The organism is Pantoea sp. AG1095, assembly GCF_003208415.1.
GTDB lineage: Bacteria > Pseudomonadota > Gammaproteobacteria > Enterobacterales > Enterobacteriaceae > Pantoea > Pantoea leporis.
Map to the genome: position 1 here is coordinate 1 of NZ_QKMJ01000012.1, position 23,184 is coordinate 23,184.

The 23,184-nt window shown below is 56.0% G+C and carries 16 protein-coding genes, 1 rRNA gene and 1 riboswitch; of the genes, 10 read left to right on the forward strand and 7 right to left on the reverse strand.

Translation table 11 applies throughout. The features are described from left to right. The 5 genes from rrf to aceK form a co-directional block, all read left to right on the forward strand. A 5S ribosomal RNA gene (gene rrf, locus DEU53_RS19585) occupies positions 1–89 on the forward strand; the annotation flags it as partial. A gap of 239 nt (positions 90–328) precedes the next feature. Next, positions 329–1,258 (forward strand): homoserine O-succinyltransferase, encoded by a 930-nt coding sequence (gene metA / locus DEU53_RS19590; protein WP_101763126.1) that lies wholly within the window; start codon positions 329–331, stop codon positions 1,256–1,258. A 265-nt stretch (positions 1,259–1,523) separates the two neighbouring features. Beyond that, entirely contained in the window at positions 1,524–3,122 is a 1,599-nt protein-coding gene (aceB, locus tag DEU53_RS19595; RefSeq protein ID WP_110868113.1) for a malate synthase A, read from the forward strand. A gap of 16 nt (positions 3,123–3,138) precedes the next feature. Continuing rightward, the gene (gene aceA, locus DEU53_RS19600) at positions 3,139–4,440 is read left to right on the forward strand and encodes an isocitrate lyase (RefSeq protein WP_101763124.1); all 1,302 of its coding nucleotides are present in this window, start codon (positions 3,139–3,141) and stop codon (positions 4,438–4,440) included. Between the two features lie 57 nt (positions 4,441–4,497). Beyond that, on the forward strand, positions 4,498–6,231 hold the full coding sequence (aceK, locus tag DEU53_RS19605; protein ID WP_110868114.1) for a bifunctional isocitrate dehydrogenase kinase/phosphatase: 1,734 nt from the start codon (positions 4,498–4,500) through the stop codon (positions 6,229–6,231). Here aceK and iclR read toward each other — a convergent pair. After that, entirely contained in the window at positions 6,228–7,061 is an 834-nt protein-coding gene (gene iclR, locus DEU53_RS19610; RefSeq protein ID WP_110868115.1) for a glyoxylate bypass operon transcriptional repressor IclR, read from the reverse strand. The two genes, aceK and iclR, sit on opposite strands and share 4 nt — an antisense overlap. 197 nt (positions 7,062–7,258) lie before the next feature. Between iclR and metH the strand changes: the two genes are divergently transcribed. Next, positions 7,259–10,942 carry a methionine synthase gene (metH, locus tag DEU53_RS19615; RefSeq protein ID WP_110868116.1) on the forward strand — a complete coding sequence of 1,228 codons (3,684 nt, stop codon included), beginning with the start codon at positions 7,259–7,261 and terminating at the stop codon, positions 10,940–10,942. A gap of 99 nt (positions 10,943–11,041) precedes the next feature. Here metH and DEU53_RS19620 read toward each other — a convergent pair whose 3' ends face one another. From DEU53_RS19620 to pgi, 5 genes are all read right to left on the reverse strand, one after another. Next, complete coding sequence (locus DEU53_RS19620) at positions 11,042–13,132, reverse strand: YjbH domain-containing protein (protein WP_110868117.1); 2,091 nt, start codon at positions 13,130–13,132, stop codon at positions 11,042–11,044. Next, entirely contained in the window at positions 13,132–13,869 is a 738-nt protein-coding gene (locus DEU53_RS19625; protein ID WP_110868118.1) for a capsule biosynthesis GfcC family protein, read from the reverse strand. The genes DEU53_RS19620 and DEU53_RS19625 overlap by 1 nt, the downstream gene beginning before the upstream one ends. Next, entirely contained in the window at positions 13,866–14,513 is a 648-nt protein-coding gene (locus DEU53_RS19630; protein WP_110868119.1) for a YjbF family lipoprotein, read from the reverse strand. Before DEU53_RS19630 ends, DEU53_RS19625 begins: the two co-directional genes overlap by 4 nt. A gap of 73 nt (positions 14,514–14,586) precedes the next feature. Beyond that, a complete protein-coding gene (gene yjbE, locus DEU53_RS19635) occupies positions 14,587–14,835 on the reverse strand; it encodes an exopolysaccharide production protein YjbE (RefSeq protein ID WP_101763117.1) in 249 nt (82 codons plus the stop codon). Between the two features lie 523 nt (positions 14,836–15,358). Next, positions 15,359–17,005: a glucose-6-phosphate isomerase gene (gene pgi / locus DEU53_RS19640; protein WP_110868120.1), complete on the reverse strand. Its 1,647-nt coding sequence runs from the start codon at positions 17,003–17,005 to the stop codon at positions 15,359–15,361. 373 nt (positions 17,006–17,378) lie between these two features. Further along, a riboswitch (Lysine riboswitch) is annotated at positions 17,379–17,573 on the forward strand. Positions 17,574–17,685: 112 nt separating this feature from the next. On the opposite strand from pgi, the gene lysC reads away from it, so the two are divergent. The 3 genes from lysC to panS all read left to right on the forward strand — a co-directional run bounded on the left by lysC (position 17,686) and on the right by panS (position 21,096). Beyond that, complete coding sequence (lysC, locus tag DEU53_RS19645) at positions 17,686–19,041, forward strand: lysine-sensitive aspartokinase 3 (protein ID WP_110868121.1); 1,356 nt, start codon at positions 17,686–17,688, stop codon at positions 19,039–19,041. Positions 19,042–19,305: 264 nt separating this feature from the next. Further along, positions 19,306–19,998 carry an aquaporin Z gene (gene aqpZ / locus DEU53_RS19650; RefSeq protein WP_110868122.1) on the forward strand — a complete coding sequence of 231 codons (693 nt, stop codon included), beginning with the start codon at positions 19,306–19,308 and terminating at the stop codon, positions 19,996–19,998. Between the two features lie 174 nt (positions 19,999–20,172). Beyond that, on the forward strand, positions 20,173–21,096 hold the full coding sequence (gene panS / locus DEU53_RS19655; protein WP_101763113.1) for a ketopantoate/pantoate/pantothenate transporter PanS: 924 nt from the start codon (positions 20,173–20,175) through the stop codon (positions 21,094–21,096). 87 nt (positions 21,097–21,183) lie between these two features. On the opposite strand, the gene DEU53_RS19660 is transcribed toward panS, so the two are convergent. Beyond that, entirely contained in the window at positions 21,184–21,777 is a 594-nt protein-coding gene (locus DEU53_RS19660) for a YhgN family NAAT transporter (protein WP_110868123.1), read from the reverse strand. A gap of 195 nt (positions 21,778–21,972) precedes the next feature. Between DEU53_RS19660 and asd the strand changes: the two genes are divergently transcribed. Next, a complete protein-coding gene (gene asd / locus DEU53_RS19665) occupies positions 21,973–23,082 on the forward strand; it encodes an aspartate-semialdehyde dehydrogenase (RefSeq protein ID WP_101763112.1) in 1,110 nt (369 codons plus the stop codon). Positions 23,083–23,184: the final 102 nt, after the last annotated feature.

A 23,184-nucleotide genomic window follows, 5' to 3' on the forward strand; every position in this document is an offset into this window, starting at 1 on the left:
CCTGACCCCATGCCGAACTCAGAAGTGAAACGCCGTAGCGCCGATGGTAGTGTGGGGTCTCCCCATGCGAGAGTAGGGAACTGCCAGGCATCAAATAGTGAAGAAGCCCCGGACGAAAGTCCGGGGCTTTTTTACGTCTCTCATCTCAAACTTTCATTTCAAGAAGCTAATCCAGCATAAATACGCCACGACTTATCCCAAATCCCACCTAAAGCTGAAACATTTTCATAAACCGCATGAAGACTCGACATTCCCGACATAACAAGCTAATGTCGGGCATCTGGATGTCTAAACGTTTATACGGTTATCAGTAAGAGGTGAGTAGGTTATGCCAATCAGGATTCCCGACGAATTACCGGCAGTGAATTTTTTGCGTGATGAAAACGTCTTTGTCATGACGTCGTCGCGCGCCAGTGTTCAGGAGATCCGTCCGCTAAAAGTGCTGATTCTTAACCTGATGCCAAAGAAGATTGAGACGGAAAATCAGTTCCTGCGTCTGCTCTCTAACTCACCGTTGCAGATTGATGTGCAGCTGCTGCGCATTGATAGTCGCGAGTCGCGCAACACGCCGACGGAGCATCTGAACAACTTCTACTGCAACTTCGAAGACATCCAAAACGATAACTTCGATGGACTGATTGTGACCGGCGCGCCGCTGGGATTGGTCGATTTCAATGATGTCGCTTACTGGCCGCAGATTCAGCGCGTGCTGCATTGGGCGAATGAACACGTTACCTCCACGCTCTTTGTCTGTTGGGCGGTTCAGGCGGCACTCAACATTCTATATGGCATTCCTAAGCAGACGCGGCAGAACAAATTGTCCGGTGTTTATGAGCACCAAATTCTGCATCCCCACGCCTTGCTAACGCGCGGTTTTGACGACAATTTCCTGGCCCCGCATTCACGCTATGCTGATTTCCCGAGCCAGCTGATCCGCGATTACACCGATCTCGAGCTGTTTGCCGAGTCGGAATCCACCGGCGCATATCTGATGGCGAGCAAAGACAAGCGCCTGGCGTTTGTCACCGGCCATCCTGAGTACGATGCGCTGACGCTCTCGGGTGAATATCATCGCGATTACGATGCTGGCCTGCAGCCGGACGTACCGTTCAACTACTTCCCGCACGATAACCCAGAGCTGCCACCGCGCGCCACCTGGCGCAGCCACGGCAACCTGCTGTTCTCCAACTGGCTGAACTACTACGTTTATCAGATCACGCCGTTCGATCTGCGCCGGATGAATCCAACACTCGAATAGATCAAACACCTCGTTTGATCCTGCCGCGCTAGCCGAAAGCTATCGCGGCTTTTTTTTGTCTTCAATTCACCAGTGGAAGTTATTGCCCTTAATTCGAGAGATTAAATTACATAAATATCAATCTGATAAATTAACATAAACATAAAAATGGAAATAGTTTTTGAAATTAAAATAAAAATCAATATGCTCTGATCTTGCAGGTTATAAAACACCCTACATCCGGATCCGATCGTTAAACGATGGATCAACTCAGGAGGCAGCCCGCATGACAGACTCGGTTATCAGCAATACGCTAACCTTCAGCCAGCCCTTTACCCACGCGGAAAAGCAGCTGCTTACCCCAGAAGCAATCGACTTTATACACGCATTAGTGGTGCGCTTTGCACCAGAGCGCGAACGCCTGCTGAAAGCACGCCAGCAACGACAGAAGCGTTACGATCAGGGTGAGTTACCCGGCTTTGATTCGGAAACCGCTTCCATTCGTGAAAATGCGTGGCAAGTTCGTCCTATTCCGCAGCTGCTTCAGGATCGTCGCGTAGAGATCACCGGGCCGCCGGATCGCAAAATGGTGATCAACGCGCTCAACGCGAACGTCAACGTCTTCATGGCCGATTTTGAAGATTCACTGGCGCCAACCTGGCAGAAGCTGATCGACGGACAATTAACACTGCGCGATGCCGTCAATGGCACGCTGAGCTTCACCAGTGAAACCGGCAAGATCTACCAGCTGCGCGCCAATCCGGCGCTCCTGATGTGTCGGGTGCGCGGTCTGCATCTGAATGAAAAGCATGTGGAGTGGCGCGATCGGGCCATTCCCGGCGGATTGTTCGACTTTGCGCTCTACTTTTTCCACAACGTTGAAGCGCTGCTGGAGAAGGGCCACGCGCCATGGTTCTATCTGCCGAAAACCGAGCATGCCGCTGAAGTGGCGTGGTGGCGTGAGATCTTCCGCTTCAGTGAAGATCGCTTCGATCTGCCGCGCGGCACCATCAAAGCCACGGTATTGATCGAAACGCTGCCGGCGGTATTCCAGATGGATGAGATCCTGTGGGAACTGCGTGATCACGTCGTTGGCCTGAACTGTGGCCGTTGGGATTACATCTTCAGCTACATCAAAACGCTGGGCCAGCATCCCGATCGTATCCTGCCGGATCGCCAGCAAATCAGCATGGATCAGCCATTCCTCGATGCCTATTCACGCCTGCTGATTCGAACCTGTCATCGTCGTGGCGCGCTGGCGATGGGCGGTATGTCGGCGCTGATTCCGAGCAAAGACGCGGAGCGCAATGTATGGGTGACGCAAAAGGTGCAGGAAGATAAGGCGCGAGAAGCGGGCAACGGTCACGACGGAACCTGGGTGGCGCATCCCGGCCTGGCTGATATCGCGATGGAGGAGTTTGACCGTCGGCTGGGCGATCAGCCCAACCAACTGCACATCACGCGTGAGCAGGATGCGCCAATCACCGCCGAACGTCTGCTGGCGCCCTGTCGCGGCAAGCGTACTGAAGCCGGCATGCGCGCCAATATCCGCGTGGCGCTGCAATATCTGGAAGCCTGGATCAGCGGCAACGGCTGCGTTCCGATTGATGGGTTGATGGAAGATGCCGCCACCGCTGAAATCGCCCGCACCTCCATCTGGCAATGGATTCATCACAAACAAATTCTCAGCGATGGCCAGCCGGTCACGGTGGCGCTGTTTGAACGGCTGCTGGAGGAAGAGCTGGCCACCTTGCAGCAAACCGTTGGCGCAGAACGTTTTCAAAATGGACGCTTCGACGATGCCGCCGCGCTGATGGCGCAAATTACCACCGATGACGAACTGGTTTCCTTCCTCACTCTGCCGGGCTACCGCCTGCTGCCTTGAACCTGGAGATATGACGATGAATCGTACGCAACAGATCAAACAACTGGAATCGAGCTGGAATGATGCGCGCTGGCAGGGAATTACTCGTCCGTACAGTGCGGAGGATGTGGTCAATCTGCGCGGTTCGGTCAATCCCGCCTGCACGCTGGCGGAACGCGGCGCCACCAAACTCTGGTCGCTGCTGAATGGTGAATCGAGCAAAGGCTACATCAACAGCCTCGGCGCGTTGACCGGCGGACAAGCGGTGCAGCAGGCGAAAGCCGGCATAGAGGCGATTTACCTCTCCGGCTGGCAGGTGGCGGCAGATGCTAACCTGGCCGGGCAGATGTATCCCGACCAATCGCTGTATCCGGTGAATTCGGTGCCAAATGTGGTGGAGCGGATTAACCAGAGCTTCCAGCGTGCCGATCAAATTCAGTGGGCCAGCGGCGTATCGCCAGAAGACAGTGATTTTATTGATTACTTCCTGCCGATTGTCGCCGATGCGGAAGCGGGCTTTGGCGGCGTGCTCAATGCGTTCGAGCTGATGAAATCGATGATTCAGGCCGGTGCCGGCGCGGTGCATTTTGAAGACCAACTGGCGGCGGTGAAGAAGTGCGGCCACATGGGTGGCAAGGTATTAGTCCCAACGCAGGAAGCGATTCAGAAACTGGTGGCGGCGCGTCTGGCCGCAGACGTCATGAACGTGCCGACAGTGTTGCTGGCGCGCACCGATGCGGATGCCGCCGATCTGATCACCTCAGATTGCGACCCGCGCGATGCGGCGTTTATCACCGGCGAGCGCACCTCGGAAGGCTTCTTCCGCACGCGTGCCGGGATTGAACAGGCGATCAGCCGCGGGCTAGCGTATGCGCCTTATGCCGATGTGCTGTGGTGCGAAACCTCAACGCCAGATCTGGAGATGGCGCAGCGCTTTGCCGACGCGATTCACGCGCAGTATCCCGGCAAGTTGCTGGCTTACAACTGCTCGCCTTCGTTCAACTGGAAGAAGAACCTTGACGATCGCACTATCGCCCGTTTCCAGCAGGCGCTGAGCGAAATGGGCTATCGCTTCCAGTTCATTACGCTCGCCGGGATTCACAGCATGTGGTTCAACATGTTTGACCTGGCGCACGCCTATGCACAGGGCGAAGGCATGCGCCATTACGTGGAGAAAGTGCAGCAGCCGGAGTTTGCGGCGCGCGATAAGGGTTACACCTTCTCATCGCATCAGCAGGAAGTGGGCACCGGCTATTTCGATCGCGTCACCAACGTCATCCAGGGCGGACAATCCTCCGTGACCGCGCTGACCGGCTCCACCGAAGCCGCACAATTCTGAAGCCGTTGTAAGGTCGCCATTCAATGGCGACCACTTACCGCTAAAGGAGCGTTGCCGATGACGCCGAGAGAATCGCTGATCGCCCACACCATTCTGCAAGGTTTTGACGCGCAGTATGGCCGCTTTCTGGATATCACCGCCGGTGCGCAACAGCGCTTCGAGCAGGCCGACTGGCACGCGGTGCAGCAGGCAATGAAAGCGCGTATCCATCTTTACGATCACCATGTTGGCCTGGTCACCAACCAGCTGCGCATTCTCAATGACACTTCGGACTGGGATGACGCATTCTGGCTGCGGGTGAAAAGCCATTACGAAACCTTGCTGCCCGGCTACCCGCGCCATGAAATCGCCGAAAGCTTCTTCAATTCGGTCTATTGTCGCCTGCAGGGCCACAGCCATTTGTCGCCCGAGCGTCTGTTTATCTTGCCGTCGCAGCCCTATGCGCCCGCACCGGTTGCGCCGCGCCCGCTGTCACGCCTCTATCGTCCGCAGCAGAGTTGGGAGGAAACACTGCGTCAGGTGCTGAATGACATTCCGCTGCGTCTAACGTGGCAGGATCAAACGCGCGATATCGGCTGGATTGTGCGCCATCTGCACGAGCAGTTTGGTGCCACACAGCTGGCGACGGCGACGCTGGATGTCGCCAGCGAACTGTTTTACCGCAACAAAACCGCGTGGATAGTGGCGCGCCTGCAGCTGAGTGATGGCATGGTGCCCTGTTTGCTGCCGATTCAGCGCGATGATGCTGGCCGTTTGTGGATCGATACCTGTCTCACCGACAGCGATGATGCCAGCATCGTGTTTGGTTTTGCCCGCGCCTATTTCATGGTGTACGCGCCGGTTCCGGCCGCGCTGGTGGCGTGGCTGCAACCGATTCTGCCGGGAAAAACCGTGGCAGAGCGCTACATGGCGATTGGCTGTCAGAAGCACGGTAAAACCGAATGCTACCGTGAATACCTGCATTATCTGGCGCACAGTCAGGAAGATTTCACCGTCGCACCCGGCATTCGCGGCATGGTAATGATGGTGTTCACGCTGCCGGGTTTTGATCGCGTATTTAAGGTGATCAAAGACCGCTTCGCACCGCAAAAAGAGGTCACCGATGCGCAGGTGCGCGACTGCTATCGCATGGTCAAAGAGCACGATCGCGTGGGTCGTATGGCGGATACGCAGGAGTTTGAGCACTTTGCGTTACCGCGCGCGCGTATTCCGGCCGAGCTGATGGCGGAGTTTGAGCGCGATATCCCGGAAAAGCTCGAGCTGCGCGACGATGTGGTGATCATCCGCCATTTGTGGCTGGAACGCCGCATGGAGCCGCTTAATCTGTGGCTGGCTCAGGCTTCGCCGGAACAGCGGCAGCACGCGATTGGCGAATATGGTGATGCGATTCGTCAGTTGGCGGCGGCGAATATTTTCCCCGGCGACATGCTGTACAAAAACTTTGGCATGACGCGTCATGGCCGCGTGGTGTTTTACGATTACGACGAAATCCGCCCGATGACCGAACTGGTGTTCCGCGATGTGCCGCAGGCGCGCTATGAGGAAGATGAGCTGCAGGCTGAGCCTTGGTACAGCGTCGGGCCGGATGATGTGTTCCCGGAAACCTTCCGCTATGCGCTGTGCAGCGAACCCTCGACCGGCAAACTGCTGCAGGCGCTGCATCCGCAGCTGTTTGATCCCAACTGGTGGCGCGCGCTGCAAACGCGCATCCGCGAAGGGCATATTGAAGAGGTAATTGCGTGGCGCGCTAGCCAGCGTTTCAGCGCGCGCTATGCGTCGGTGACCGCTTAGCGGCCAGAATAGGTTTGGGTCACCAGCTTCGCGGCGCGGATCACCAGCGCACCCAGCTCGGTGATGCGGTCGTCAGTCATGCGCGCAATCGGGCCGGAGATTGAGATGGCGGCGAAGGGTTCGCCATGTTCGTCATAAATTGGTGCCGCAACGCAGCGCAGACCCAGCGCGTGCTCTTCATCATCGTGCGAAAAGCCCATCTTACGAATCAGCGCCAGATTCTCCTTCAGGCTGTGCGGCGACATCAGCGTTTTCGGCGTGTAGTGATGCAGCCCTTTTTGATGCAGCAGCGCGGTAACTTGCTCATCGCTCAGATGCGCCAGAAACGCTTTGCCGGCGCCGGATGCATGCATCGGCAGCTTGCCGCCAATCGGCGCGGACATGCGCATCAGCTGCGTACACTGCACCTGATCGATGATCACCGCCTGATAATCGCTGAGATCCAGCACCGCCAGATTCACCGTCTCGCCGGCATCTTCCATCAGCTTGCGCAGCAGCGGATGCACAATCGCCAGCAGATTGCGGCTCTGCAGGAAGCTGCTGCCGACCACAAACGCGTGCGAACCAATGGTCCACAAACCCAAGTCGCCCACCTGATGCACAAAACCTTGCTGCTGCATGGTGGAGAGCAGGCGATGAGTGGTGGAGTTGGGTAAACCGGCCTGTTGTGCCAGTTCGGTCAGCGCCACGCTGCCGTGGGATTCGGCAATCAGCTCCAGCAGGCGCAGACCACGCGTCAAAGATTGTACTTGCCCGCCGACGGGCGCGCTGGTGGTAGCCGTTGTCGCACGCGGTTTCTTGCCGCGTTTCACGGGCGCAGGGGTTGCCATGACGTCTCCAATTCGCATTAATGCTGGAAACCATTTTCGTTTTTAACCGCATTAATGCAAACGCTGACTTTCTGGTCAGACCTGTCATCGGCAATAGCTGAAAATGTCTCATCTGAGCTGACTTTTGATCACCTGCAAGTTGTGCCAGTATGACTGGCTGGCATATTAGCCAACGCAATGACGTGGACGGGGCGAGAGTGAGCAACAAAACAGAAATGCTGCAGCAGCAGCTGGCGCAACGCATTATGATTCTGGACGGTGGCATGGGCACCATGATCCAGAGTTATAAACTGAGTGAGCAGGATTTCCGTGGCAGCCGCTTTGCCGACTGGCCATCTGATTTGAAGGGCAACAACGATCTGTTGGTGCTAACCAAACCAGAGGTGATCCGCGAAATCCACGATGCCTATCTCGCTGCCGGCGCGGATATTCTCGAGACCAACACCTTCAACTCCACCACCATTGCGATGGCCGATTACGCGATGGAAGCGCTGTCGGCGGAGATCAACTTCGAAGCCGCCAAACTGGCGCGTGCCAGCGCCGACGCATGGACGGCGAAAACGCCGCATCGTCCGCGCTACGTGGCGGGCGTGTTGGGCCCGACCAACCGCACCTGTTCTATCTCGCCGGACGTCAACGATCCCGCCTATCGTAACGTCACCTTTAACCAGCTGGTGGAAGCCTACCGCGAATCGACGCATGCGCTGATCGCCGGTGGCTCCGACCTCATCATGATCGAAACGGTGTTCGATACCCTCAACGCCAAAGCGGCGATCTACGCGGTGCAGGCCGAGATGGAAGCGATGGGCGTGAAGCTGCCGCTGATGATCTCCGGCACCATCACCGATGCGTCCGGTCGTACGCTCTCCGGCCAAACCACCGAAGGTTTCTATAACTCGCTGCGCCACGCCGAACCGCTGTCGTTTGGCCTCAACTGCGCGCTGGGCCCGGACGAACTGCGCCAGTATGTGGCGGAGCTGTCGCGCATTGCCGAAAGCTATGTGACCGCGCACCCGAACGCCGGTTTGCCCAACGCCTTTGGTGAATACGATCTCGATGCGGCGATCATGGCTGAGCAAATTGGTGAGTGGGCGCGCGCCGGTTTCCTCAATATTATCGGCGGCTGCTGCGGCACCACGCCGGAACACATCGCGGCGATGGCGGCCGCAGTAGAAGGCGTTGCGCCGCGCCAGCTGCCAGAGATTCCGGTTGCCTGTCGCTTAGCCGGGCTTGAACCGCTGAACATTCAGGCCGATTCGCTGTTCGTCAACGTCGGTGAACGCACCAACGTCACCGGCTCGGCCAAATTTAAGCGTCTGATCAAAGAAGAGAAATACAACGAAGCGCTGGATGTGGCACGCCAACAGGTAGAGAACGGTGCGCAAATCATCGACATCAACATGGATGAAGGCATGCTGGATGCGGAAGCGGCGATGGTGCGCTTCCTCAATCTGATTGCTGGTGAGCCGGATATCGCCCGCGTGCCAATTATGATCGACTCCTCCAAATGGGAAGTGATCGAGAAAGGCCTGCAGTGCATTCAGGGCAAAGGCATTGTGAACTCTATTTCGATGAAAGAGGGCGTGGAACCGTTTATCGCGCACGCGCGCAAAGTGCGTCGCTACGGCGCAGCGATGGTGGTGATGGCGTTTGACGAAGTGGGCCAGGCGGATACGCGGGCGCGCAAAATCGAGATCTGTCGTCGCGCCTACAAGATTTTGACCGAAGAGGTCGGTTTCCCGCCAGAAGACATCATTTTCGACCCGAATATTTTTGCCGTAGCGACCGGCATTGAAGAACACAACAATTACGCGATGGACTTTATCGGTGCCTGCGAAGACATCAAGCGCGAACTGCCACACGCGATGATCTCCGGCGGCGTCTCCAACGTGTCGTTCTCGTTCCGTGGCAATGAACCGGTGCGTGAAGCGATTCACGCGGTGTTCCTCTATTACGCCATCCGCAACGGCATGGACATGGGCATCGTGAACGCCGGTCAGCTGGCGATTTACGACGATCTGCCTGCCGAACTGCGTGACGCGGTGGAAGATGTGGTGCTGAATCGTCGTGACGATGGCACCGAGCGCTTGCTGGAACTGGCGGAGAAATATCGCGGCAGCAAAAGCGACGGCGAGCAGGAGAAACAGCAGGCCGAATGGCGCAGCTGGGACGTGGTAAAACGTCTGGAATACTCGCTGGTGAAAGGCATCACCGAGTTTATTGAGCTGGATACCGAAGAGGCGCGCCAGGCAGCAGCGCGGCCGATTGAAGTGATTGAAGGGCCGCTGATGTCCGGCATGAACGTGGTTGGCGATCTGTTCGGCGAGGGCAAGATGTTCCTGCCGCAGGTGGTAAAATCAGCGCGCGTGATGAAGCAAGCGGTGGCCTATCTCGAACCTTATATTCAGGCCAGCAAAGAGGCCGGACGCAGCAACGGCAAGATTGTGCTGGCAACGGTAAAAGGCGATGTGCATGACATCGGCAAAAATATCGTCGGCGTAGTGCTGCAATGTAACAACTACGAAATCATTGACCTCGGCGTTATGGTGCCGAGTGACAAAATCCTCAAAACCGCGATTGCCGAGAACGCCGATATCATCGGGCTTTCCGGCCTGATCACGCCGTCGCTGGATGAGATGGTTAACGTCGCCAAAGAGATGGAGCGCCAGGGATTCACCATCCCGCTGCTGATTGGCGGCGCGACTACCTCGAAAGCGCATACCGCAGTGAAAATCGAGCAGAATTACAGCGGCCCAACCGTGTACGTTCAGAACGCCTCGCGCACCGTGGGCGTGGTGTCATCGCTGCTCTCCGAGACGCTGAAAGAAGATTTCGTGGCACGCACGCGCAAAGAGTACGACACGGTGCGTATTCAGCACGCGCGCAAAAAGCCGCGCACGCCGCCGGTGAGCCTGCAAACTGCGCGCGATAATGATTATGTCATCAATTGGGAAAGCTATACGCCGCCGGTGGCGCACCGTCTCGGTGTGAGTCCGGTCGAAGCCAGCATTGAAACGCTGCGCAATTACATCGACTGGACGCCGTTCTTTATGACCTGGTCGCTGGCCGGCAAATATCCGCGCATTTTGGAAGATGAAGTGGTGGGCGAAGAGGCCAAACGCCTGTTTGCCGATGCCAACGCCATGCTCGATATGCTGAGCAGCACCGGCACGCTCAATCCACGCGGCGTGGTGGGGATTTTCCCGGCCAACCGTGTCGGCGATGACATTGAAATCTACAGCAACGAGAACCGCAATCAGGTGCTGTGCGTCAGTCATCATTTGCGTCAGCAGACCGAGAAAACCGACTTCGCCAACTACTGTTTAGCCGACTTTGTGGCCCCAAAATCCAGCGGCAAAGCCGATTATCTCGGCGCGTTTGCGGTTACCGCCGGAATTGAGGAAGATGCGCTGGCCGAGGCGTATGACAAGCAGCACGATGATTACAACAAAATCATGGTGAAAGCGGTGTCGGATCGCCTGGCAGAAGCCTTTGCTGAATATCTGCACGAGCGCGTGCGGAAGGTGATTTGGGGCTTTGCCGCCCATGAAAATCTCAGCAACGAAGAGCTGATTCGCGAGAACTATCAGGGCATTCGTCCCGCACCGGGTTATCCGGCTTGTCCGGAACACACTGAGAAAGCACCGATCTGGCAGCTGCTGGAGGTAGAAAAACATACCGGCATGAAACTCACCGAGTCTTACGCCATGTGGCCAGGCGCAGCGGTTTCCGGCTGGTACTTCAGCCATCCTGATAGCAAATACTTCGCCGTGGCGCAGATTCAGCGCGATCAGGTGGAAGATTACGCCGCGCGTAAAGGCATGAGCGTGAGCGAAGTTGAGCGCTGGCTGGCACCCAATTTGGGTTATGACGCAGATTAATAGTCGGTAACGCGCAATAAATGGCGCCGCTACGGAGTATGTGCACCTCTCCGTAGCGGCGCGATTTATCGCGCGGGTTTCACACCACCCGCGCTGATGTTAATTAAATCGCGCATCACGATCTGACGTCAGGTCATACAGCTGATATTTGCGACCCAGCATCTGCCCACCATCACGCGTCAACGGCACCCAGTTCACCTGCGCGCGGCCTCGCGTTGGCGTCACGGTAAACAGATCCATCGGCACCGAAATGTAGAAGCCTTTGGTGAAGTCGCCTTCGCCATAGGCTTCCGCCGACACGTTGGTTTTGGTGGCGTAGAAGCCCACCATCACGCCGCTATCAAACCGCTTCGACACATCTACGGTAACGCCTTTATCCTTCGCCAGATATTCACCGACGCTGGCTTTCACCAATACGTCCTGCATAAACCACGGACGCCAGTACGCGGTGAAATGTCCGGTTGGCGCTTTGTAATCGGTGAACTGCATCATGTTGTCCCAATCACGCTGCTTCACGTAGTTGGCATCAACCCCGAATGCCCAGTTGCTATCAATTGGACGATACAGCACTTCGCCGCCGACGCCGCCGTACATGGTTTCCAGATAACCGCCGTAAACCTGGCCGTAGAAACCGTTGCCGAGCGCCTGCATGTAGTTGGCTTGCAGATCGTTAACGTAAACGTTGTTCTCAACGTAATCACGAATATGCGTACGCACGCGCGGCAGCGTTGAATCCGCCGGTGCGCCGTTGTAGTTGAACTTATCGTAGTTATTGGCGAGGTTGCCAAACAGGCTGCCGCCGACCAACAGGTGATCGGTAAGCCAGTAATCGGCGTTGGCCATCACGCCAACCTGATACATGTAGAAGCTTTCCGGTCCGCCGACGGACTGATTCAGCACCGGCGACAGGCTGTAGTTCAGACGATCTTTGCGGATGAAGAAACCTTGCTCGGTGGCACCGGGATCGACCGGATTTTCACGCGTCTGCTGCAGCGGCTGTTCATGCCCCAGCGGATAACCCACGAGTTCGTTATGCAGGCTGGCAACGTTGGTGCGCGTGCTCACCTGCGGCATATTGAAGCGCGACTCGGTGACGTCGATGGTATCGATGCCGGCCGGCAGGTTGTTCATGATAATGCGATTGGCGCGATCGACCCCTTCGCGCGTATCGCGATATTTGGTCTGCTCGCCGGACACATACAACGTGCTGCCTTTGGTTTGAATATGCGGGCCATTCAGTCCTGCGTTGTACTTCAGATCGGTCAGCTGGTTTGCCACCACCGTTGGCTGCAACAGATCGCCCTGCGGCTGCGGGTTGTAGGCCGGCTTCTCGCTATCGATATGCGACTGATGCAGATCGTTGAAATTGGTGCGCAGGGTAAAGCCGAACATAAAGGTGTTGCCGCGCTCGTAGCTGGCGTTGATGTCCGCCCAGTCGGTGAGGCGATAAATCGCGCCGACGTTGACCTTACTGCGCTGATCCAAACGACCGGCGAAATCATCCTGATAATCATTGCCTTCGTACTCCAGCTTGAGGCGCAGCGGCTGCCACGGTGTTTGATACTCTACGCCGCCAAACAGCGCCGCCGGACCGTGGAACATCTGCGAGCCATTAATTGAACCCGCTTCGCCACCGCCGGTGCGGCTACAGAAGCTGTCGCTGTAGGAGCAGAACGGGTTCTTAATGGTGCCGCTGTTGCCGAGATAACCCCAGCCCAGACCCAAGGTGAAATCGAACGGGCCCCATGCTTTGCTCGCCACCAGATATTCGCTGTCGAAAAGACCGGTACCGCCTAAATCGCGTGAGCCAACCGCCACTTCTGGCAGCCAATAGCTCTCTTGCCATAGGCGCAGCTTCACATCGAAGGCTTTATCTTTATAGCTTTGGTTGCCGCTGAAACCTTCTACTGCGCTGTAACGGCGGGTACGCACATCGGTATAGCGTACGGTGGTTTCCAGCCACGGGAACAGCTGCAGCGAGGCAGAATAGTAGCGATATTGATCGTTATCGCGGAAGTTGACGCTAAATTCGCCCTCTTTCGCCATACGCGCGGTGGGCGTCTGCATCAGGCCAACGCCACCAAAATCCGATTGAGAAGGACCGACCGGTTCAGGCCAGGTTTCCGCATGCACCTGGCAAGCGGCGGAAACAGAAGCAGCCAACAGGCTGAGAAGTAATTGTTTTTTCATCAGTCTGGTATCCGGTGAGTCAGAACGGAAAGCATGCGCTCATTCAAATCGCTTTGGCCCCATGGCAAGCTCCATGAGGTGAAACCGAGCCAGATAATGCTGCCGGGTTCCACTTCGATATGGCGATGATTCCAGTAAGCGACCGGAACTTGCTGGGTGCTGCCGGACGGCGCAATCACCGTGGCATAGCTGCGTTCCGCGCCGGACAGACGATCGTGGCCTTCAAGGTAATCACGCACTTCGCGGCCCGGCTGCCAGCGCGCTTTACCCGGATTGCTCAACGCCCCCAGCACCAGCACCTGCGTCGGCTGCGCCAGCGTATAGAGGTCATAGCTGCCTTGCAGCGTGCGGTTATCCTGTGGACGCAGACGCACGTCATCGGGATCGAGCGAGGTGAACTGGCGGCCCGTTACCTGCAGCGCGCCAAGCTGGTGGATAACCGAGCCGATGGTTGCGGCCAACGACTCGCCGCTTTCGGCTTGCCAGGCGCGCAGATCGGCCAGCAGCTGCTTCTGTTGCTGCTGTGCTACCGCCGTTGCGCCGCGTTCGGCAATCACCGTGCCCGGCCACCAACTGCGCAGTTCAGGATGGGTGAGCAACTGACTAAGATTCTGCGCATCGTTAATTTGTAGTGTGTTTTTTCCCGGCAGATCGTGAACGGTGACTTGCGCCGCCGCCAGTGCGTGGCCAGCCGTGAGCAGCGTCAATGCTGCCAGCATTGGAGTTATTTTTTTCATGATTTCGCCGGCTTCAGAATGGTGGTTTCAACGGGGAAGGCATCGGCGGCCAGCATCTGGTTGGCCTGCAATACCGTGCCATCACGGTTATCGATCCAGAAGGTGTTCTGCCACTCCGCGCCTACGTTCTCCATGCGCACGGTTTCATGCCAGACGCGGCACGGTACGCGTTCACCGGCGATGTCCAGCACCGTATCGTCACCGCGCTCGAAGCGGGAAACCGCTGTGGCGGCACGCACTTTATCTTGCTCGCGCCACTGCACCACGCGCGTCCAGCTGGCACCGTTTTGCAGATGCAGCGCATCGGCGAGCGGATCCTGCGCCAGGTTACTGACGTCAGCGAGGTTGCTCGGTAAACCCAGGGTTTTGATCAGACGGCCATGCTGCATCACCAGCATCGCTTTATCCTGGGTGATCCACTTCTGTTGGCCGTTTTCGTTGTAACCGAGCACCACGAAGATGCGCGGTCCTTCATTGATGCGGGCATAGAGGCTGGCGTAGGGCAGGTTAGCAACCTGCTCGTTGGTGACCGTGACATCATCCGGGCCATTCACGGCCAGCATCACGGTTTGTTCGAGACCTTTTTGTGTTTGTGTGCAGGCCTGCAACAACAGGCAAAGAAGTAGCAAAGAGAGTCGGCGCACGGTGTATCCCTGTCTAAATAAGCCAAGCAAAAAATAACCACACGGGTGTGTGGTTATGCTTAAAGGTGCTACATCAACGAGTGGTGCTCGTTGTGGTGGTTGTTGTTGTACCGGTATTTGCACCGTCACCGCCGCCAGAAGCAGCAATGCCGAGACCCACTAACGCACCGAGCGCGCCGATACCCACAGCGGTAGACGCGCCGGAAGAGATTGCTCCCGCCTGCGCGCCTGCTGCAGCACCAGCTTCTTCCGGCGCGGCAATCGCAGCGGAAGAAACGGCAACGTAAAGTAAGGCTGCACCGGCAACCATCAGTTTTTTCATAACAACGTTTCCTGCATTTATATGAATCAATGAATGTAGGATTTACCCAGATTTCGGGCGCGTTCAGTATAGGGCAACAAATTACCAGAGTTCAGCATGAGTAAAAGAGGGCAGGAAGTCGGGGTTTTTCTGGTGATAAATACGGCGAATTGGCGTTAGCTGCTTTTTTTTAACGCCTTTTTTCAGGCTGATAGGATAAGTGAATGGCTGCGCATTTCACGGCAGAGTTTTTCACTTTTGCACTAATTATTGGTACGGAATGGGAATAATCGGAATTTACTTATAAGGCTTAAATTAAAATCATAGATCAATCAGTTAGATAAACTATTTATCGGGCTGGATTAGGTCCATTTTTAAGCCAGGTAAGGTACGGTAAATTGAAATGAATTACGAATTTCCTTACGCCACTTTAAGAATTTTCTAACCCTGTTTAATGCAGTAATTAATAATATTGCGAGTGAGATGGCATGGTTGACAAAGAAAAGGCGGCAATTACGCCGCCTTGTGTAAATTAGCCGGAAAATTAACGCCAGGATTTGTAGCGATTAATTAAGCCATTAGTGGAGCTATCGTGGCTGCTAATTTCAGCGTCATTTTCCAGTTCTGGCAGAATACGGTTTGCCAGCTGTTTACCCAACTCAACACCCCATTGGTCAAAGGTGAAGATGTTGAGAATCGCGCCCTGAGTGAAGATCTTGTGCTCATACAGCGCAATCAGTGCACCCAGGCTGAACGGGGTAATTTCACGCAGCAGGATGGAGTTGGTTGGGCGGTTACCTTCGAACACTTTGAACGGCACGATGTGCGCGACAGATTCGGCAGATTTACCCGCATCGGTAAACTCTTTCTCCACCACATCGCGTGACTTACCAAACGCCAGCGCTTCGGTTTGTGCGAAGAAGTTCGACAGCAGCTTTGGATGGTGATCGGTCAACACGTTGTGGCTCAGTGCTGGTGCGATAAAGTCGCACGGAATCAGTTTGGTGCCCTGATGAATCAGCTGATAGAACGCATGCTGGCCGTTGGTGCCAGGCTCGCCCCAGATGATTGGGCCGGTCTGGTAATCCACTGGATTACCTTCACGATCAACGTATTTACCGTTGGATTCCATGTTGCCCTGCTGGAAGTAAGCAGCAAAGCGATGCATGTACTGGTCGTACGGCAGAATCGCTTCGGTTTCGGCACCAAAGAAGTTGTTGTACCAGATACCGATCAGCGCCAGCAGGACCGGCAGGTTCTGCTCAGCAGGCGTGTTGGCGAAGTGCTTATCCATGGCGTGCGCGCCGCTCAACAGCTGCTCGAAGTTCTCGAAGCCGATGGAGAGAATGATCGACAAGCCGATAGCTGACCACAGTGAATAGCGGCCGCCAACCCAATCCCAGAACTCAAACATGTTGTCGGTATCAATACCGAACTCACCCACCGCTTTACCGTTGGTCGACAGCGCAGCGAAGTGCTTCGCCACGTGCTGCTGATCGCCCGCAGTTTTCAGGAACCAGTCACGCGCGCTGTGGGCGTTGGTCATGGTTTCTTGCGTGGTGAAGGTTTTAGATGCCACGAGGAACAGCGTGGTTTCCGGGCTGAGATCTTTCAACGTTTCGGCGATATGGGTGCCATCGACGTTAGAAACAAAGTGCATATTCAGGTGGTTTTTATACGGACGCAGCGCTTCGGTCACCATGAACGGGCCGAGGTCTGAACCGCCAATCCCGATATTCACCACGTCGGTGATGGCTTTGCCGGTATAGCCTTTCCAGTCGCCGCTGATGATGCGCTCGGAGAAGCCTTTCATCTTCGCCAGCACCGCGTTGACTTCCGGCATCACATCTTTGCCGTCCACCATAATGGGCGTGTTGCTGCGGTTACGCAGCGCAACGTGCAGAACTGCACGCTCTTCGGTGCGGTTGATCTTCTCGCCAGAGAACATCGATTTGATGGCGCCTGCCAGATCGGTCTCTTTAGCCAGCGCCTGTAATTTTTCGAGGGTTTCCTCGGTGATGCGGTTTTTTGAGAAATCCACCAGCATCTGGTCATCGAAAGTGGCAGAGAATTTCGCAAAACGATCGGCATCTTGCGCAAACAGGTCGGCGATTTGCACCGATTTCATCTGCTCAAAATGCTGCTGCAGCGCTTTCCAGGCAGCGGTTTGGGTCGGATTGATATTTTTCATGGCAACACTCTAGTTGATATAAGAACCGTCATTCCATCCGGGGCGTCCTGCTGGCCCGGCATCCATAGCATTCTTGCACGGGGATGAGTATGACCACAGTTACTGGCTAAGGGAAAAAATTTGTGACCGTGGCCGCACTGTTTCAGGTAAATCCGGCAGCGATTGTCGGTGCTGCGCCAGCAGAATTCCCTGTGCCGCATCAGAAAAAAGCCGCTTTTGTCTGATTCGGACACTACTTTAGGCCGCTGTTGGTGGGCGCGTTTGTTCAACGATGCGTTTACCGAAGTGTAAATGTGAGAAATCCTCAAAGTGCGGGGATGGACAGGGGGGAAAATAATCAGTAATTTATGCGCGCTACTTACACCTCCGGGTGTAAGCCAGAAGAGGCGCGTCGCCCAGGCAGTGTGTTTGAGGATCCGTATCCGCAGAGAACACATCAGGGGGTGTGACGCCGAGGTGGGGCAACACGCGGGGTGTTGCACTGTCGGCTGCAGGGGCTGAATCCTCTGGGTTGTCACCAGAATCGTCCACAGTCGGACGGTTCGCAAGGTGAAGCGCTTTTGGTGACTTGTCTACTACTGATCTTGTCTGCCCAATTCTGCTCTTCTCTTGTGCCTAGGCTGCTACTATGTCTTCCGCCCCAAAACGGAAGAAAGATAACCTGACACGGGGTTCGTAATATGTCCCAAAATCTTATCGTGGCTAAATTTGGCGGCACCAGCGTTGCCGATTTTGATGCTATGAACCGCAGCGCAGATGTTGTGCTGTCGGACGCCAATACCCGCTTAGTGGTGCTCTCTGCCTCCGCTGGCGTGACCAATCTGCTGGTTGCCCTTGCTGAAGGCCAGGAACAAGCGCAGCGCGCTTACCTGCTGGATGAAATCCGCCGTATTCAATATGCCATCATCGATCGTCTGCAATCGCCGGATGTGATCCGCGATGAGATTGATCGCATGCTGGAAAACATCACCATGCTGTCTGAAGCCACCTCGCTGGCAACCTCACATGCGCTAACCGATGAGCTGGTGAGCCACGGTGAGCTGATGTCGACGCTGCTGTTCGTGGAGATTCTGCGCGAGCGTCAGGTCAACAGCGAATGGTTTGACGTGCGTAAAGTGATGCGCACCAGCGATCGTTTTGGTCGCGCAGAACCCGAAGTGGCGACGCTGAAAGAGCTGGCCGCAACGCAGCTGCAGCCGCGCATTGCGGAAGCGCTGGTGGTGACGCAGGGCTTTATCGGTAGCGAAATCAAAGGCCGCACCACCACGCTTGGTCGTGGCGGCAGCGACTATACCGCTGCGCTGCTGGGCGAAGCGCTGCAGGCCGCGCGCATTGATATCTGGACCGATGTGGCCGGTATCTACACCACCGATCCACGCGTGGTGTCCACCGCTAAACGCATCGAAGAGATTACCTTCGAAGAAGCAGCGGAGATGGCGATCTTTGGTGCCAAAGTGCTGCATCCGGCCACTTTGCTGCCGGCCGTGCGTAGCGATATTCCGGTGTTTGTCGGTTCGAGCAAAGATCCCGCTGCAGGCGGTACGCGCGTGTGCAACGAAACCAAGAATCCACCGCTGTTCCGTGCGCTGGCGCTGCGTCGTAAGCAGACGCTGGTAACGCTGCACAGCCTGAACATGCTGCATGCACATGGCTTCCTCGCCGAAGTGTTTAACATTCTGGCGCGCCACAGCATCTCCGTTGATCTGGTGACAACTTCCGAAGTGAGCGTGGCGCTGACGCTGGACAGCACCGGTTCAACCACCACCGGCGACAGCTTGCTGACCCAGGCGCTGTTGACCGAGCTCTCTTCACTGTGCCGTGTGGAAGTGGAAGAGAATCTGGCGCTGGTGGCGATCATTGGCAACAACCTGTCAAAAGCGTGCGGCGTCGGCAAAGAAGTGTTTGGCGCACTCGAGCCGTTCAACCTGCGCATGATTTGCTACGGTGCCAGCAGTTATAACCTTTGCTTCCTGGTTCCCACCCCAGACGCGGAAGAAGTGGTACGTGCGCTGCACAAGAATCTTTTTGGTTCTTAAGGCCAGTTTTTAGCATGCGGAATCAAGCCGGACCGGGTCCGGCTTTTTTATTGGTGAAATTTTTTAAACAATAATTCAAGCCCAGCGGCATTCACTGCTTCGCTCCAGACATTTCTGATGAACCCCATTATGGCTCGCGAGAACCGTCTCAAATACGCTGCTATCGCCTAAAAATCACCCTAATCCCTTATTCTTCGGTTGCGCTTCAATCGCCAAAAACGATAATCCCGCCGCGAAAACATTAAATTATTTGAGGGAGCAGAGATGAAAAGATTAGTGGCTGAAACGCTGGGCACTTTCGTGCTGGTGTTGGGCGGTTGTGGTAGTGCGGTTTTGGCCGCGGCGTTTCCAGAATTGGGTATTGGTTTTGCTGGTGTTGCGCTGGCGTTTGGTCTGACGGTGTTGGTAATGGCATTTGCCGTCGGCCATATTTCGGGCGGCCATTTTAACCCGGCGGTCACCCTCGGTCTGACGGTTGGCGGACGTTTCCCGGCGGCGCAGGTTGTGCCTTATATTATCGCGCAGCTGGTCGGCGCGGTTGCGGCGGCTGGCGTGCTGTATTTGATCGCCAGCGGTAAAGCCGGTTTCGATGCCGTGGCCAGCGGCTTCGCGTCGAACGGTTACGGTGAACATTCGCCGGGGGGCTTTAGCCTGCAGGCGGGCATGATCGCCGAACTGGTGCTGACCGCCGTATTCCTGATTGTGATCATGGGCGCGACCGATAAACGTGCTCCGGCTGGCTTCGCGCCCATTGCAATCGGCCTGGCGCTAACGCTGATTCACCTGGTGAGCATTCCCGTCACCAATACCTCAGTCAACCCGGCGCGCAGTAGCGGTGTGGCGATCTTCCAGGGCGGCTGGGCATTGGAACAGCTGTGGATGTTCTGGTTGTTACCGATTATCGGTGCCGCGATTGGTGGTGCGATCTACCGCTTTGCACTGGAAAAAGCAGAGTAACTTTGCCGTATTTCAGCGGATCGGCAGCAGCCGATCCGCATTTTGCCCCGCAAGCGACTTCCCGCCTTACGTCAAGATAATGAAATGTTATGATCCCGCGTCCGTCGCTGTGGTCGTTCCCTGCGCGACATTTCATCTGTGGCAATATAAAAAAATTCCTAAGGAAGTCTGGTTATGCTCGGCAAACTTACCCGCCTGTTCCCGCTCTGGGCCGTGCTGCTCTCGGTCGCTGCTTATTATTCTCCTGGCACCTTTCTCGGCATTGGGCCGTGGGTGACTTACCTGCTGATGCTGATTATGTTCGGCATGGGCGTGACGCTAAACATTGATGATTTCAAACGCGTGCTGGTGCGTCCGGCGCCGGTGATCGCCGGGACTTTCCTGCATTATCTGGTGATGCCGCTGGCCGCGTGGGGCCTGGCGAAGCTGTTCCAGATGCCACCGGATCTGGCGGCAGGCATGATTCTGGTCGGCAGCGTGGCCAGCGGCACCGCTTCTAACGTGATGATTTATCTGGCAAAGGGCGATGTGGCGCTGTCGGTGACCATCTCATCCGTGTCGGCGCTGGTAGGTGTATTCGCCACACCGCTGCTGACACGCTTCTACGTTGATACCCACATTCAGGTGGATGTGGTCGGCATGCTGCTCAGCATCGTGAAAATCGTGGTGATTCCGATTAGCCTGGGTCTGATTATCCATCACTCCATGAATAGCGTGGTGCGCCGCGTTGAGCCTTATCTGCCGGCGTTTTCGATGGTGTGCATTCTGCTGATCATTAGCGCGGTGGTGGCTGGCAGCCAGGGCTTTATCGGTTCTGTCGGCTTGATGGTGATTGTGGCGGTGATCCTGCACAACGCGATCGGTCTGTTGGGCGGTTATTGGGGCGGTAAGCTGTTTGGCTTCGATGAATCGACCTGCCGCACGCTGGCGCTGGAAGTGGGCATGCAGAACTCAGGTCTGGCGGCGACGCTGGGCAAACTTTACTTCTCGCCGTTAGCGGCCTTGCCGGGCGCGCTGTTCTCGGTGTGGCACAACCTGTCAGGTTCGCTGCTGGCCGGTTACTGGTCGGGTAAACCGATCGATAAGAAGCAGAAGTAATATTCAAAAAAGCATCACATTCAATTCATGCACATAGCGTAACGGCGCAATAAATTGCGCCGTTACGCTGCCTGCGCTCTGAATGTATTACAGCTTCAGATAGGTACGAATCCCATCCAGGAACATCTGCGTCGCCAGCATAATCAAAATCAATCCCATCAGGCGCTCCAGCGCGTTAACGCCTTTGTCGCCCAGCAGGCGTAAAAACAGACCCGACATCAGCAGAATCACCACCGTCAAACCCCACGCGATCAGCAGCGCGCCGACCAGATGCGTCATTTGGTTGGGATATTGATGCGACAACAGCATCAGCGTCGCCAGCAGCGACGGACCGGCCACCAGCGGAATCGCCAGCGGCACAAGGAACGGCTCTTCACCGGCCGGCAAGCCACTCGAGCTGCTCTCCTCTGACGGGAAAATCATGCGGATGGCGATCAGGAAAAGAATGATGCCGCCGGAGATCGACACGGTTTCGGTGCGCAGATTGAGAAACGCCAGGATGCGTTCACCGGCGAACAAAAACAGCAGCATCAGAATCAGCGCAATCAGCATTTCGCGCATCAGTACCACGCGGCGGCGTTTGGGTTCCAGATGCTTCAATACCGACATAAAAATCGGCAGGTTGCCCAGCGGATCCATAATCAACAACAGCAATATGGTCGCGGATATCATTTCAGTCATGTTGGTTAGCCATTATTAGTTGTACTGCTGAAAAAGTTGGCGCAATCGAATTAATTCACTTGCCAGAAGTGCTGCATTTTGTAGAGTTGACGGTCATAGGTAAACCTGATTATTACGCAGACCGGCACGATTATCCGGCCAGTCTTTTCCTCGCACCACACGGCCTCTTTCGAGAGCACCCGAGACGGACAGAAAATGAAGAATGTAGGTTTTATTGGTTGGCGTGGCATGGTCGGCTCAGTGCTGATGTCACGCATGAGCGAAGAACGCGATTTTGATGTCATCAATCCGGTCTTCTTCTCCACGTCACAGCTTGGTCAGGCGGCACCCACATTCGGCGGTAAGTCGACCGGTGCGCTGCAGGATGCTTTTGATATCGAGGCGCTGAAGGCGCTGGATATTATTATCACCTGCCAGGGCGGTGATTACACCAGTGAAGTCTATCCGAAGCTGCGCGAAAGCGGCTGGCAGGGTTACTGGATTGATGCAGCTTCCACGCTGCGCATGAAAGATGACGCCATCATCATTCTCGATCCGGTTAACCATAACGTGATTCGTCAGGGCCTCGATAACGGCATCAAAACCTTTGTCGGCGGTAACTGCACCGTCAGCCTGATGCTGATGTCGCTGGGCGGTCTGTTTGCTAACGATCTGGTTGAATGGGCCTCGGTGGCGACTTATCAGGCGGCATCAGGCGGCGGCGCGCGTCATATGCGTGAACTGCTGACGCAGATGGGCATGCTGCATGACCACGTGGCGAAATCGCTCCAGGATCCGGCTTCGGCAATTCTGGATATCGAACGCAGCGTGACCGATTTCACCCGTTCTGGCACTTTGCCAACCGACAATTTCGGCGTACCGCTGGCGGGCAGCCTGATTCCGTGGATCGACAAGCAGCTGGATAACGGCCAGAGCCGTGAAGAGTGGAAAGGCCAGGCGGAGACCAACAAAATCCTGCGTACCAGCAGTGTGATTCCGGTTGATGGCCTGTGCGTGCGCGTTGGCGCGCTGCGCTGCCACAGCCAGGCATTCACTCTGAAGCTGAAAAAAGACCTGCCGCTGAGCGAAATCGAACAGCTGCTGGCCTCGCATAACGAATGGGTGAAAGTGGTGCCAAACGACCGCGACATCACCATGCGCGAACTGACGCCAGCCGCCGTCACCGGCACCCTGACCACGCCAGTAGGCCGCCTGCGCAAACTGAACATGGGGCCGGAATACCTTTCCGCCTTCACGGTGGGCGATCAGTTACTGTGGGGCGCGGCTGAACCGCTGCGCCGCATGCTGCGTCTGCTGATCGACTAAGCGCAGCGGCAAACCAGAAAGGCCGGGGTTTCCCGGCCTTTTTTTAATTATCCAGGCCGCAAAAATTCATGCAAATTGCGCCTGACAAGTGATCCGCTTCCC